At 47.6% G+C, this 11,883-nt stretch carries 16 protein-coding genes; all 16 read right to left on the bottom strand.

Annotated features, from left to right (window positions below):
* The coding region (locus tag AC4BAN_RS17050) for a hypothetical protein (protein WP_490565627.1) at positions 1-625 on the bottom strand (625 nt) is incomplete at its 3' end.
* Position 626: 1 nt separating this feature from the next.
* Entirely contained in the window at positions 627-1,136 is a 510-nt protein-coding gene (locus AC4BAN_RS17045) for a hypothetical protein (protein ID WP_490565626.1), read from the bottom strand.
* A 3-nt stretch (positions 1,137-1,139) separates the two neighbouring features.
* Complete coding sequence (locus AC4BAN_RS17040; RefSeq protein ID WP_490565625.1) at positions 1,140-1,442, bottom strand: hypothetical protein; 303 nt, start codon at positions 1,440-1,442, stop codon at positions 1,140-1,142.
* Positions 1,435-2,004 (bottom strand): hypothetical protein, encoded by a 570-nt coding sequence (locus tag AC4BAN_RS17035; protein ID WP_490565624.1) that lies wholly within the window; start codon positions 2,002-2,004, stop codon positions 1,435-1,437. Before AC4BAN_RS17035 ends, AC4BAN_RS17040 begins: the two co-directional genes overlap by 8 nt.
* The gene (locus AC4BAN_RS17030) at positions 2,001-2,942 is read right to left on the bottom strand and encodes a hypothetical protein (RefSeq protein ID WP_490565623.1); all 942 of its coding nucleotides are present in this window, start codon (positions 2,940-2,942) and stop codon (positions 2,001-2,003) included. Before AC4BAN_RS17030 ends, AC4BAN_RS17035 begins: the two co-directional genes overlap by 4 nt.
* Positions 2,929-3,522, bottom strand: a complete 594-nt coding sequence (locus AC4BAN_RS17025) for a DUF6046 domain-containing protein (RefSeq protein WP_490565622.1) — start codon at positions 3,520-3,522, stop codon at positions 2,929-2,931. The genes AC4BAN_RS17030 and AC4BAN_RS17025 overlap by 14 nt, the downstream gene beginning before the upstream one ends.
* Positions 3,522-5,429 carry a phage tail tape measure protein gene (locus tag AC4BAN_RS17020; protein ID WP_490565621.1) on the bottom strand — a complete coding sequence of 636 codons (1,908 nt, stop codon included), beginning with the start codon at positions 5,427-5,429 and terminating at the stop codon, positions 3,522-3,524. Before AC4BAN_RS17020 ends, AC4BAN_RS17025 begins: the two co-directional genes overlap by 1 nt.
* Before the next feature lie 266 nt (positions 5,430-5,695).
* Positions 5,696-6,022, bottom strand: coding sequence for a hypothetical protein (locus AC4BAN_RS17015; RefSeq protein ID WP_490565620.1), 327 nt, complete (start codon positions 6,020-6,022; stop codon positions 5,696-5,698).
* A gap of 17 nt (positions 6,023-6,039) precedes the next feature.
* On the bottom strand, positions 6,040-6,456 hold the full coding sequence (locus AC4BAN_RS17010) for a hypothetical protein (protein ID WP_490565619.1): 417 nt from the start codon (positions 6,454-6,456) through the stop codon (positions 6,040-6,042).
* A gap of 1 nt (position 6,457) precedes the next feature.
* Complete coding sequence (locus tag AC4BAN_RS17005; RefSeq protein ID WP_490565618.1) at positions 6,458-7,675, bottom strand: DUF2586 family protein; 1,218 nt, start codon at positions 7,673-7,675, stop codon at positions 6,458-6,460.
* Positions 7,675-8,271: a hypothetical protein gene (locus AC4BAN_RS17000; RefSeq protein WP_490565617.1), complete on the bottom strand. Its 597-nt coding sequence runs from the start codon at positions 8,269-8,271 to the stop codon at positions 7,675-7,677. Before AC4BAN_RS17000 ends, AC4BAN_RS17005 begins: the two co-directional genes overlap by 1 nt.
* Positions 8,249-8,830 carry a hypothetical protein gene (locus AC4BAN_RS16995; RefSeq protein ID WP_490565616.1) on the bottom strand — a complete coding sequence of 194 codons (582 nt, stop codon included), beginning with the start codon at positions 8,828-8,830 and terminating at the stop codon, positions 8,249-8,251. The genes AC4BAN_RS17000 and AC4BAN_RS16995 overlap by 23 nt, the downstream gene beginning before the upstream one ends.
* Positions 8,823-9,437, bottom strand: coding sequence for a CHAP domain-containing protein (locus tag AC4BAN_RS16990; RefSeq protein WP_490565615.1), 615 nt, complete (start codon positions 9,435-9,437; stop codon positions 8,823-8,825). Before AC4BAN_RS16990 ends, AC4BAN_RS16995 begins: the two co-directional genes overlap by 8 nt.
* Positions 9,356-9,703, bottom strand: a complete 348-nt coding sequence (locus tag AC4BAN_RS16985; protein WP_490565614.1) for a hypothetical protein — start codon at positions 9,701-9,703, stop codon at positions 9,356-9,358. The genes AC4BAN_RS16990 and AC4BAN_RS16985 overlap by 82 nt, the downstream gene beginning before the upstream one ends.
* 110 nt (positions 9,704-9,813) lie before the next feature.
* On the bottom strand, positions 9,814-10,734 hold the full coding sequence (locus AC4BAN_RS16980) for a hypothetical protein (RefSeq protein ID WP_490565613.1): 921 nt from the start codon (positions 10,732-10,734) through the stop codon (positions 9,814-9,816).
* A gap of 1 nt (position 10,735) precedes the next feature.
* Entirely contained in the window at positions 10,736-11,878 is a 1,143-nt protein-coding gene (locus AC4BAN_RS16975; RefSeq protein ID WP_490565612.1) for a head maturation protease, ClpP-related, read from the bottom strand.
* Positions 11,879-11,883 lie beyond the last annotated feature (5 nt).

The raw sequence follows: 11,883 nt of genomic DNA, 5'->3' as shown, positions 1-11,883 counted from the left end.
CACCTGTAGGGTTCGCCTCCAATGCCGCTAACCTAGTCTCATGATTCTGCACAGTGGCAGCTAATGCATCGTGCAAATCCTTCAGCGCCTTACCTTGCCTGGCATCTAGTACCTTACCTGCAGTTGCCTGATCCAAAGCATTGTAAATTGCAGCGGTGCTGATCTTATCGGTTGTGATGGAGTCAATCAGAGACTTGTTTGCTTTGATGTAGTCGCTGATCTCTTTAATTGAGTCCAGGTTCACGTCATCTCCGTTGATCAATGCCTGAAGCCCTACAATTTTGTTGTAGAGCTTCAGCAGGGTATCGTCTGGTGATCCGTCAATAAGAGCGTTGGTAGCCGCTGTGATATCTGCAGGAGTGGCCTTACCTGCCAGCCCATCCGTTAACTCCTGTTTAGTAGCCAGATCAGAAGTATCTACCGTTAAGCTTAAGTTTCCTTCAGCATCTGGAGTCTGCAGCACATTGTTCAGGAATATCTTTTTGATAGGGGTAAACTTATCAAACATCGTATCCAGCACATTGGTGAACATGGTTCTCACCTCGGATGCACTGGTATCTGATGCCCCTGACCTGATCAGGGCTAAGAGGTCTTCTTTTAGTTCCTGTAAAGTTTTAACTGCCATTTTATAAGAAATCTTGTTTGTTAAAGTCTGAAGCAAGCCAGTCCTTCAGTTTCTTAGCGCCTTCAACCGGAGGCGTATAATCTGTATGCGTGCTGATCTTTACATCCTGCATGGCCAGCACCCGGCCCGTGGCAGATGCTTTTGCCGTTTCAGCATTTACCCGTAACAGGACACCGGCACCAGGTAAGCTATTATGATCTTGAAAGGCTGTTTCATTATCCTTTAAAAGCCTTATAATTTCCTCTATGGTGCCGTATTCCTGAAGGGCAAGATCAAGTATATCCTGTCCTTCCATTGCCCGGATCACCTGTACCTGGTCAAGGGTGCTACCCATCTGCTCAAAGGAGTCAGGTTGCTTTGTGAAGACAGCAAGCGACTTCAGCTCCTGGCCTGCCTGCAGTTCCTGATCAGGAGCCAATCCGTTGGCAGAAACCAGCTGTAGCAATGCTTCAATGGTTCCGTACTGCTGCAGGCAAACACCTAGTAAATCCTCACCATCCGCTATTCTCATTTGCTACTTGTTATAGAATGCATCTATTTCCAGTTCCTCAAAACTTTCCGCGTTCAACGTCCGGAAAACCAAACCATCCAACTCAAACTGCTTTTGTACTTCTTCCTTAAACTTCTCCAGGTCATTTTCCATCAGGAAATCTGAGAGACCAACACCTACCAAAGGGCTTTGCCGAAAACTGCCTTTGTGACTAATCAGCAAAAGGTGCTGGTGCTGTTGGGTACTTTCACCCAGCGCAAAGTCACCGTTGATGATCTTCAACTCAAAGTCATCATCCAGCATAATGTCGTGTACCAGCTTAGCCATGCGTTACTTTTTCGTTTTCAATGTTTGAGAAATCACCAACTGCCTTTCCGGCAAGCGCACTGCCCATTGCGGTTTTCAAGGCTGTACCTCCATCCTGTGCCACTGGCACCCACGATGAGAAGGCTTCCATCATGGCCTGCACTACCTGGTTTGTTTTGTTCAACTGATCCTGTAGTTCCTGAACTTTGATCAGGCCACCCAGAGCGCCACCGTTGATCGTGATGCCCTCCGCTGATATCTGCATAGTGGTATCACCTAACTTTACCAGGACTTTTTCCAGGTCAGTGGCCAGAGATAGAAAAGCACTGTTCCAATTATTTTTGATCGCACTGATCAGGACGGTGCTCCCTACTTTCGGCACCTGGATAAAACCGCAATCTGCATCATCCAATGAAGCGCGAAGCCTTACGTCAAACACTTCAGCGCCTTCATCAATTGGCGTTACATCTATTGTATAAGCCTGTTCATCTACAGCATCCACTACTGCAGCAATGGTAGTGAACTGGCCTTGCACCTTACTCTTTATTCCTTTCCGGAAAGCTTCTCTCAATGAATCGTTCATATTGCCCTCCTTCCTAGCTCTACTTCACGCCTGAAACCATCTGTTTTAGATACCTTTACTACAGTAGAATCCACAAACACTTTAGCCTTCCGTTCCGGATATTGATCATCCAGCAAAACAGCCGTATAACCATGCTCCACGTAGGGTAAGCCTAAGGTTACCAGACTACCTTTATACCCATCGTATTTCATTCGCTCCAGCTGCTCACTGGCCAGCTTCTTTAGCTCTGCCTCAGTCGTTATGTTATAGAAGTGCAGTGTGCTTTGATCACCGTCTTCATCTCCCACCTCAGCCTTTAGTTTCGTATTGTTCTTCAGGATGGAGATAGCCTGTACTTTCAGCTTCACATCTTCTTTGCGCCTGAAGGTGATATCAGGATTAGGCAACACGTTCTTTTGAAAATGGTACACTACCTTATCTGCAGCAGTGTTCTCTGTATATGCAAGTCCCACGAACAGCTTTTTATTCCGGAAGTAGACCGTCAGGCCGTATTCATCCTTTAACTTTTCAATCGCTTTGTACTTGCTCATTTTGTCCAGGCGAAAAGGAGCCAATACCACGTCCGGCACTTCCTTTGCAACCAGATCACCCACGATGTACTGAAGCACCTCCAGGAGCTTGACACTCTTCCAGGCTTTTGCAGCTATTGTTTCTTTCTTCAGCCTGTAGCTTTCATCCTCACACCTTATCTCAAAAGGGATGCGCGGCATGATCTCAGCCACGTATCCCTCAAATTCAGTTCTGTACTCCCCGTTATACCCTAACTCTATTTTGACCTCATCTCCGGCCATAATAAGGTTCTCCAGTTTTTGCTTCAGACCAGGTAGCCTTAAAATGGAAGTATCAGCAATAGCCTTCCAGCTCTTGCTGATCTCGCAATAGTTTAGCGTATTGAATAAATACCGCCCAACAGTGACTCTACAGTTAAAGGATAGCATCTTGTATGATTAGTTTCGGATCAAAGTCACTGATGCATTGTATCTCATAACACTGTGCACTAAGTTCACCTGGCACCACCGGAAAGCGAATGTTTTCAATAGCCACCATGTTTATATTGAAGAGACGGAGCAAGGGAGAACTGATCTCCACACCAACACGTTTTTCAAATACTTGACGTAGCCTGCTGATCTCCTTTGAAGGAAGGGCTTCAGCCTCTTCATTGATGATGATTCCCCTGATGATGATAGCATAATCATCCAGTCCCATTTCTTCCTTAATAGTGCCGTTATAGCCTGCAAGCTGTGTCTTTACAATGTTTTTGCTGCCTGCAATCTCTATCAGTGGCTCGTTTGGAAGTTCGAAGCCATCAATAGTACAAGGCATATAGATTGGAGTTCCTAGAGCGGAGACTTTCAAGGCTTCTGCCTCCGGGAAAGAATCCATTTTATACTTATCCAGAATTTCCACCCTGGCACGATCTGCACGAGACAAGGGGTAAGGCAACGCCACATAACTGCCGAAAGCACTACGGAGTAGCTCCAACGTATTGAGTTTTTTTGCTTTTGGTTGTTGTTCCATTATCCTGCTACAGCTTCTTCTGCTCCGTTTACCGCTCTAACTAATTCTTCCAGTACTATTCTCCTGATATCTTCAGCACCTTCTCTCACAGAGGCAGCCTGTACCGTGAGCTGCTTTACCAGGTTCTCAATGTTCACTGTCACATTGCGAACGCTCTTGCCTCCATCCGTCACACTGTCAAGTCCTGATTGTATGTCAGGATTGTTTTCTGTGGTAAGTGTTTCCTGTCCGGCATCCAGACCTGCGAATGGATCTTCCTGTTCAGCTGCTCTTCTGGCTGCTGATTCAGCCATAGACTTATCGTACCCCTCATTGAAAGCACCGCCTAAATCCAGTTTGTTCCACTCATTCACCAGGCTCCGGGCACTGTTTGCTGCTTCGAGTGGATTGGTGTGAATATCGAGCATCAGCTTTGCAAAAGCTGAGAAGAGGGGTAGCATGGATTTAAACATATTCCATGTACCATCCACTAAAGCTCTAAACTCATCCCAAGTTTGGTACAATACTATTAGAGCTGAAACACCAGCTGCCACCCATCCCACAATAGGAATACTGTGAATAGCAGTACTTAATGCCTTAGTAATGCCAATCATTCCCATCGTCACAAGTTGCGCTATCATCATTTGAGCTTTATAGACTACCCATGCGGCGCCGGCGATACCAATGACAGTAGCTACAGATTTGATGATGGTGGTTATCGTATTAAAATTTTTGCCTACCCAGATAAGCGCTATACTTACTTTATCCATGATCCTGGCAACCGTGGGCAAAATCAACTGGCCCAGCTTAATCATGATGCCGCTGAACTGGCTATTCACAATGTTGCTTAGCGTGGTAAAGTCACCTTTGGCGTTCTTCAACGCATCTTCAATATTGAACTTTGTATTGTCAAAGGCCGTGAAGGTTGCCAGTACATCCTCTCCGGAGGCCCGTAGCTGGTTCAGCATGTTCTGCAAACCTTCCGGACCGCCTATCTCATTTTTAAATTTGAGGAAGTCGGCATCGTTCATCTTACCTATCTTTGGCACCAGCTGCGCTATGATCTGATCCATGTTCCGCATTTTGCCAGAGGCATCGAACATGTTCACGCCTACTTTTTTAAATCCATCAATCGTGCTCTTCATGGTCAAGCCCTGAAAGGCACCTTTGGTCATGGTAGCAGCCGTGTTGGCATCTTTGGCAACAGCCGTGAAAGCGGCAAACAGCTTATTGGCTGTATTGAAGTCCTGACCTGCAGCAGCTGCAGCACCTCCAAACTCAGTTTGCACTTTGGCCAGTTCATCGAAAGTGGTGATACCTACCTGCACAGTTTTGGCAGAGCTTTCCAGGTATTCATCCATACGTTCAGCTCCGAACCCAAAAGCCTTCATGGCCTTTACCGAGCCGTTGATAGCAGCAGGCAGATCGGTTTTAGTGGCTAGTGAGAACCTGCCTACTTTTCTTACAATGGCCTCTACCTCGGCACCATACTTTCCTGTGGCAGACTGCACATCAAAGAATGCCTTAGCCGTGCCTACTGGGTCCAATCCCTCGGCAATGCTCAGGTCCAGTATTTTATCGTTAAGAGTCTGTAGCTGACCCTGTGTTTTGTCTAAGTTGAGGTTCCTGAGTTCCAGGAACTGGTGATTGAACTCGGCGGCTCGTTTTCCGCCTGAGAACATCAGCGCGCCAAGCGCCATGAGAGAGGCCGCAATGGCCACGTATGGGTTTGAGGCAAGTTCCATGGCCCTGTTAAGGCCCGGGACTTCCGAAGCGGCATCCTTAATGCCACTTGACACTTTATTGATCTTATCCTGCAATGCAGAAAACTTAGCAGCTCCCTTGTCAGCGGCACCATTGATCTTGTTCATGGTCCGCTCCACGGTCTCTGTAAGCTTCAGTCTCCATTCTGATAGTTTAACACCCATTGCAGTATGATATTGGATTGTTTGTGTTTAGAAAAAAGGCTTTTAAACAATGTCTAAAAGCCTTTTAACCTCAATGAAAAACTACTAACCTATTAGTGCTTTATCTCTGGCTTCACGCTCTCTGATGTTCTGCAGCGCGATCCACCATTCCGCCCATTCCTCATCTGATAAATTCTCCAGTTCATGCCGGGAGAATTTCATGTAGTAGATGAGCTGCGCGTTTATTTCGGTGATGAAGCAAGAGCCGCGATTGGCCCTTGCTTCATCTAAAGCTTTTTTACCTCAGCCTGCTTAAACTCTATGATTTCATCCAGTACATTGCAGGCACCCAGGAACAGATCATCATCCGTCTTGATCTCCTGATCACCCGTTAGCCAGCAGTTGTTCAGGATGCTCTCGTTGAACTTGAAAGGGTCTTTCTTGCCAGCCGTAGTCGCTGCGGCCAACTCCCTTCTTCCAGGCTTTTTGATATATGCCTTTTTACCATCCACTTCAATGGTGAACACGGCTCCGTGTTGTTTTTTCCAGGCTTCAATTTGTTTCTTGTCTGGGTAATTAGATACCGCTTGCTCTTTTGTTTCTGTATTTTCCACTTTCTTTGAAATTTTAGTTACACGTTATAGTTAATTGGACCTACTACCAATGGCAGTTCACACACCATGTTACCATCTTCGTTCTTGAAGGCTTTGGTAATCTCCGCTATGCGAGCGTAGGTAATCACATCCGTTGTGATCTTGCCTCCTTCCGGAGCATAAGACACGACAATATTGAATGGCTTGATATCTGTCAGGTCCTTGCCACGCGGCAGTGTCAGCTGCAGTGCCTCCACTTCTGACTGCAGCAGCGTGATAGAAGCCTCATACTCCTTTTTACCCCTGCCTGCTGCCACTGGCTTGTTGCCTCTGCCGTAGATGTTGGTGTGGTTGCGTTTCGTGGTATAGGAGATTCCTTCTATACCCTCCACAACTTTACCGTTCATAGCCACCTGCAAATCTTCCCAGGCGTACTCTTCACCGTTGATTTTCATCTTAATTATTTAAAGGATTAGAATACTTGATTTCTGCTTTGATCGTGCGAGCCGTACCTTTTGGCACCAACTCGACAACCGTTGCCACTTCATCCGTGCTCAGGATGTTCTGCTCCGGATCAACTTCAACGGACACACCGGAAATCTCGCCTTTTGCCAGCATCTCCCGCTCTATCAGTGTTTCGGCCTCAGCCTGGTAAGACTTAATCTCTGCAGCCTGCATTCTGCCAGTGGCCGCATCAATTTCTATATCATCCAGCAAGCGCTGCACGTACACCTGGCGAACAAGCCGGCTGGCCTTATCCATCACACGACCTCTGGAGATACCAGCGTAGTCGTCTGTGATCACTGTGGCCGTATGGTCATCGTTGTAGAAGAAACCGGCTGTTTCCGGATGCCTTCTAAGAAAGATGTAGCCTTTGTCATTGAGCGTGTCCAGCTGCACATCCGTATAGGTATTTAGAGCTGCTCCGTTAGAAAGACCGGCTGTCAAAGCCTCTACTTCTCCATCCAGCACGCGGCCTATGTTGCGTTGCACTGCTATTCTTGCCACACGGCCCAACAGCAGGCCAACACGGGCATAGCCCGGATGATCAGTGGAAATATCAGGATCAGCGTCCAGGCATATGGACACGCGATTTGCATTCGGACCATCAACAGCCCTTAAGTCTTTCACGGTGCCAATGTTACCACTGAAGCTCCTGCCTTCTATCACGAAGGAGGCGTATCGATAACTTTTCTCCTCCAGTGCTCTGAGTGCCTTTGCTTTCACAATGGCATCAATCACATCCTGATCCAGTCCATCCGTTACGACAGGAACATAACCTGCTGCAGGGTTAAGTGCCGCTCCCAAAATTCTGATTCTTCCTGCCTGGTCCTTCAGGAGCTTAGCAGCGAAGGCTTTTGCAGGGTCAAATATATTGGTCAGTGTCTCAGCCTGTGGCACCACCATCAGGTGCAGCTCAGCGCCTACACCGGCCTCAGCGTAGAAGTCTTCAATGTGCTGAAATACCAGCACTGAATTGGTTTCATCGTATTCCGGTGTGATGCCATAGATAGCGGCATCTTCAGGAGCGAACAGCACAACAGCCTCTCCCAAAGTAAGCTTGTCAGCTACAGCCACACCACTCACGATCAGGGCAGCTACTCCATCCAGAGCAGCAGCCACACGGCCTAAGTTGCCGTTGCCTTGCGAGATTATTACTTTAGGTAAGCTCATTATTCAGCAGTCGTTTTAGTGGTAGACTTCTTTCCTTTTCTCTCAGCCTTTGCAGGCGCGGCAGCAGGTACGGCAGGCTCCAACGTCAGCTGCTCACCGTTCTGATCAGCAGCTTGACCGCTGGCCTGATCACCTGTCACAGGCGCTTCTGTCGTTGCTTCTACAGTGCCTGCAACTTCTCCGATTGGCTGCTCATCTTCATCAGAATCATCCGGACGAAGCGCCTGGTTGTCGGCATTGATCTTTGTTTCGGTCAGGATGGCGTTTACCACATCCGTTGCAGATGCTTTGGTTAAGTCAAGCTCATTGCCTCTGAAGTCCGTGTCCTGATCCGGATCAACTGTTTTGAAGGCGTTTTTGACACCTTGTACCGACTTTATAATTTCCTCCACCACGTTTTTCGTTGTAATGCCTGGTCTGTCAAAGCGTGTTATCTGCACTTCGTTTTCCCTGGCATGATTGAAGGCATCGCCTTTGTTAGCCTTCAGGAACACATTGCCATCGGAGGCAACATAAACCACATTTTCTTTTGGGTACTGTTTGAAGGTTGCTTCAGCAGCCTTTTGCAGTCGATTACTTTCTGAGGAATTTGACATAAGAGTATTTTTTTATGAGATACCAGATTAGAATTAAGAGACAGTTTAAGAAGTAGAGAAGGGCAACCACGCGGGCCAGGTAATCATACCAGGCCGTGTAAGGCACATGTACCACATCCGTGGCTTTGCTCTCCTGAAGAAGCGACTGTTGCCATAGCTGTTCAGCGAGATGCTTTATTTCAATTTCCTTACTTGCAATGGTTGCCTTCTCTTCTTGACATTCACAGCTGGAGGTTAGGTTACCGATGCTGTCCACTTCAATGGATAGCTTGGAGCGGCTGCCTCCTGTTTGAGCCTTAAAAGGCTTGATTTTTTTTGTTACCGGGTCAACCTGCAGCTGTGTGTTAATCTTGCTGCTGTCACCTGGTATGGTTACTTCCGTCAAGGTCAGCTTCTCCTGATAGCTGTAGCTATCCTTCTGCTCTGCCTTCACAGTGGTTGTTGTAGTTTCAGTTGAGGTAGTGCCTGCCTCCTTTGCAGAGTTGCAGGAGACCAGCCATGTCAGGATAGCGAAAAAGGCAATGAGCCTCATCATATCCCAAAAAGCCTTGTTAGACATAGATCGTTGCTGTGTTAACTTGGTGACTTACTGATTTTGCGTGTGCTGGCAGGTACTTGCTGAGGCTTTGACCAGGCACCCATCTGGAGACCCTGTAGATTTGCCGGATCAGCCTGCGCTTGCGAAGCACCCCGTCACCTTCTCTACTGCCTGCTTCGTTCGTGTTGCCTTCCACCGTTATGGCATAGCCGCTGGATTCATCCCAAGTTTCTATGAACCCCACGTGGCCTATCCGCTTCAGGTGTGTGTAGTAAAGGCCGAAAAGGTCTGCTCTCTGAGGGGTTTCCCCTTCGCCTCTCTGCCAGATGGTATGGCTGTTCGGGAACCAGGCCATTGCCATTGCAGCACCCTTAGGAGTTTTGACCTGGCATTGCTTGAGCACCCAATTAGTAAAAGCACCGCACCAGGCGTACCCTTTACCCAATCCTACTGATGCCAGGTACTTTTCAACTTCTTTACCGTCATTCTTGCCGGTAGCCTCCCTTATACCAACTTCCTTCGTGTAAGTCTCAGCTACCTGGTCTCTTAGAGTAGGGCCACCGTAAGAGCTATGAGCGCATAAAAGAGCGCAAAAAAGACAAACAAGGATACTTTTAATCTTTCCCATGGTGTTACTTTAAAAAGTTCGATGTTAAAATATTGATCCAGGTGCAGGTCCACTTTCGGCCAGAGCACTTTCATTACCAGTCTCACCACACCGTGAAATGCCAGGAAAGCAATCACTGCGAAGATGAGTGCCTGAAAGATGCCAGCATCAAAGGTTGCTGAGGTTGGATCAATCAAGCGTAAAAAGGGAGCACTGAAAAACCAGAGCACAAAGGCTGCAGGTATACTTAGCAGCTCCATCCATTTTGTTAAGAAGTTCTTTAGCATGATTTGGTACAGTAGTGCTGCCAGCCCGATTGCTGGCAGCATCTGTTCAACATATGGTAGCCTCTGCCTTACGGGGCATGCGGCTACCGCTCTTCAGTTAGGGTTTTATCTTAGACTGCAGGCTTACCGTCAACCCAGGCACCGATATACTTGTAGCGAAGCGGCAATGCCTTGAAGCGCTTCTGGAAACCTACAATATCACCTCTTTGATCCGGGTCCTTCTCACGAAGGAACATGGTAGCATCACCATCCGCCTTCATCACCTCATCCTGCATAAAGCAGAAAGAAGAGTTCAGGTCTGTAGCCATATCTACCACGGCTCCGTAAGCCTTCTTCGTACCGGCAGCAGCATATGCCGCAGTTTTAGGGTACTCCATCACCATGAAGCCTTCGCGTGCAATCGTAGCGCCTGGCTTTAGCGTAGCAAATTCTTTGTGAAACTCACGGTCCTCTTTTCTCAGGTCACCGATGTGCAGTGGATGCAATACGGCACAGAACACACCTTCAGCTTCCAGTAGAGACATCGCAGTTTTCATGCGTGCCACGTCAGCCCATGTCAGGCGCAAACGCTTATAAGTACCGGCAACAGTACCATCAGCATTATAGTATGTCTCTGTTACCTCTTCACCAGTTGTTTTAAAGACAGGAGTCAGTGGCGAGTCCTGTGCAGGTGCATAGGCATGAGCCGCACGCTGCAGGCTTTGTCTTCTCAAAGCTCTTCTGTGCCCTTTCAGCACAGACTCCATCTTGTCATAAGAAGACTCCAGCTCTTCCACATTGCGAACCAGTGTGTTTTTCGTGTCGAATGTATCCAGAGAGATAGCAATCGGACTGTCTTCACGCTGCACTGTTGGGATAGGCCACACAGTGTTGTTCACGATTACTTCAGGGTCCAGTCCTGCCTCTGCCAGGTTGATCGTGTTGTTGTCAACATACTGCGTCATGTCCTGGGCAAAGTCTAAGAAGCTTGCCTCAGCATACATGCTTTCCATTAACTGGTCTGTCCAGATTTCTTTAGCTATTCCAGCCATTTTACTTCGATTTTAGTGTGGATACTTGTTTTGCCTTTAGCGCTTCGTACTCTGCAGGTGTGGAGGCGCGCATTTTCTCCAGTCCGCGTGGATCTTCTTTTCTCCACTTGTTGAAATCCCAATCAGCACGGGTTTCATCCGCTCCTGTCTTGCCTTCAGCACCTTTGTTGCGATCAGCTTCAACAGACAAGGAAGCCTTCCCTGGCAAGCTCGCAATAATGCCAGCCGTTGATTCGTAATCTGCGTTTGCCAGCTTCGTGTACTGCTCCTTCTGACCAGCCAGAATCTTTCCTGATGCCACAGCACCTTCAATCAGCGCAGTGACACGCTCTTCATTCTGTGACTTCAGCTGGGCTTTCAGACCCGCAATCGTGTTATCCTTTTCAGAAACCACGTTCTTGAACTTGTCTATAAGTTCCTGCTCTGTGGCCTCTTCACTGGCTACACAGCCAAATGTGGCCAGCATAGCCACAAAAGCGACTTTGTTCATACTTTCTTCAGTATTAGGGTTATTGATTGATTTGAATTGTGTGCTAAAGTGTTCGTGCATCGCCTCTGGGTCAAGCTTTGCCTTTGGTGCCTTTACAGGAGGTCCGTCAACGATCTCATCAATAAGACCTGCTTCCAAAGCCTGTTTTGCCGTAAACCATTTGTCCACGCCTTCCTGAAGCCAACCTGTTACCGTGGCCTCATCCTGCCCAGTGGCCTCTACATAAATGTCTTTCAGCGATTCTTCCAGGCTGTCCAGCTGATCAGCCGTGTCTCTCATTTTCTTTGCTGAGCCATAAGCGCCACCGGAAGGTTTGTGCACCATGATCCTGGCATTTTTGTAGGCTTTTCTTTTTCCGGTTGCAGACTGCAGCAGGATTGAACCCATACTGGCCGCAATACCGGATACCGTGATATTGACTGTTGCCTTGCTTCCTTTGATGGTATTGTAAATCACGTTCCCGTCGAAAATGCTACCACCTCCTGAATTCAGGTCAATGTCAATCTCTGCGTGCTTTTCAGCCAGTGCGTTGAAGTCCTTTACAAATAGCTTGGAGTTGATGGAGTCATAGGAACCGATATAGCCATGCGCTATGATCTGGCCTTTGTTGGCTTTGTTAGTTATTTCATACCAGTCTACAATTTTACCTTTCATGGAAC

Source organism: Pontibacter sp. GD13, assembly GCF_058216355.1.
The sequence above is the reverse complement of the archived record's forward strand: the minus strand, read 5'-3'. Positions and strand labels throughout refer to the sequence as shown.

Coding starts and splice junctions, on each gene's coding strand:
- AC4BAN_RS17000 (WP_490565617.1), bottom strand. CDS start 8,271: ATGTCAAATTCCTCAGAAAGTAATCGACTGCAAAAGGCTGCTGAAGCA.
- AC4BAN_RS16995 (WP_490565616.1), bottom strand. CDS start 8,830: ATGTCTAACAAGGCTTTTTGGGATATGATGAGGCTCATTGCCTTTTTC.
- AC4BAN_RS17010 (WP_490565619.1), bottom strand. CDS start 6,456: ATGAAAATCAACGGTGAAGAGTACGCCTGGGAAGATTTGCAGGTGGCT.
- AC4BAN_RS17020 (WP_490565621.1), bottom strand. CDS start 5,429: ATGGGTGTTAAACTATCAGAATGGAGACTGAAGCTTACAGAGACCGTG.
- AC4BAN_RS16975 (WP_490565612.1), bottom strand. CDS start 11,878: ATGAAAGGTAAAATTGTAGACTGGTATGAAATAACTAACAAAGCCAAC.
- AC4BAN_RS17040 (WP_490565625.1), bottom strand. CDS start 1,442: ATGGCTAAGCTGGTACACGACATTATGCTGGATGATGACTTTGAGTTG.
- AC4BAN_RS17045 (WP_490565626.1), bottom strand. CDS start 1,136: ATGAGAATAGCGGATGGTGAGGATTTACTAGGTGTTTGCCTGCAGCAG.
- AC4BAN_RS16980 (WP_490565613.1), bottom strand. CDS start 10,734: ATGGCTGGAATAGCTAAAGAAATCTGGACAGACCAGTTAATGGAAAGC.
- AC4BAN_RS17025 (WP_490565622.1), bottom strand. CDS start 3,522: ATGGAACAACAACCAAAAGCAAAAAAACTCAATACGTTGGAGCTACTC.
- AC4BAN_RS16990 (WP_490565615.1), bottom strand. CDS start 9,437: ATGGGAAAGATTAAAAGTATCCTTGTTTGTCTTTTTTGCGCTCTTTTA.
- AC4BAN_RS16985 (WP_490565614.1), bottom strand. CDS start 9,703: ATGCTAAAGAACTTCTTAACAAAATGGATGGAGCTGCTAAGTATACCT.
- AC4BAN_RS17035 (WP_490565624.1), bottom strand. CDS start 2,004: ATGAACGATTCATTGAGAGAAGCTTTCCGGAAAGGAATAAAGAGTAAG.
- AC4BAN_RS17005 (WP_490565618.1), bottom strand. CDS start 7,675: ATGAGCTTACCTAAAGTAATAATCTCGCAAGGCAACGGCAACTTAGGC.
- AC4BAN_RS17030 (WP_490565623.1), bottom strand. CDS start 2,942: ATGCTATCCTTTAACTGTAGAGTCACTGTTGGGCGGTATTTATTCAAT.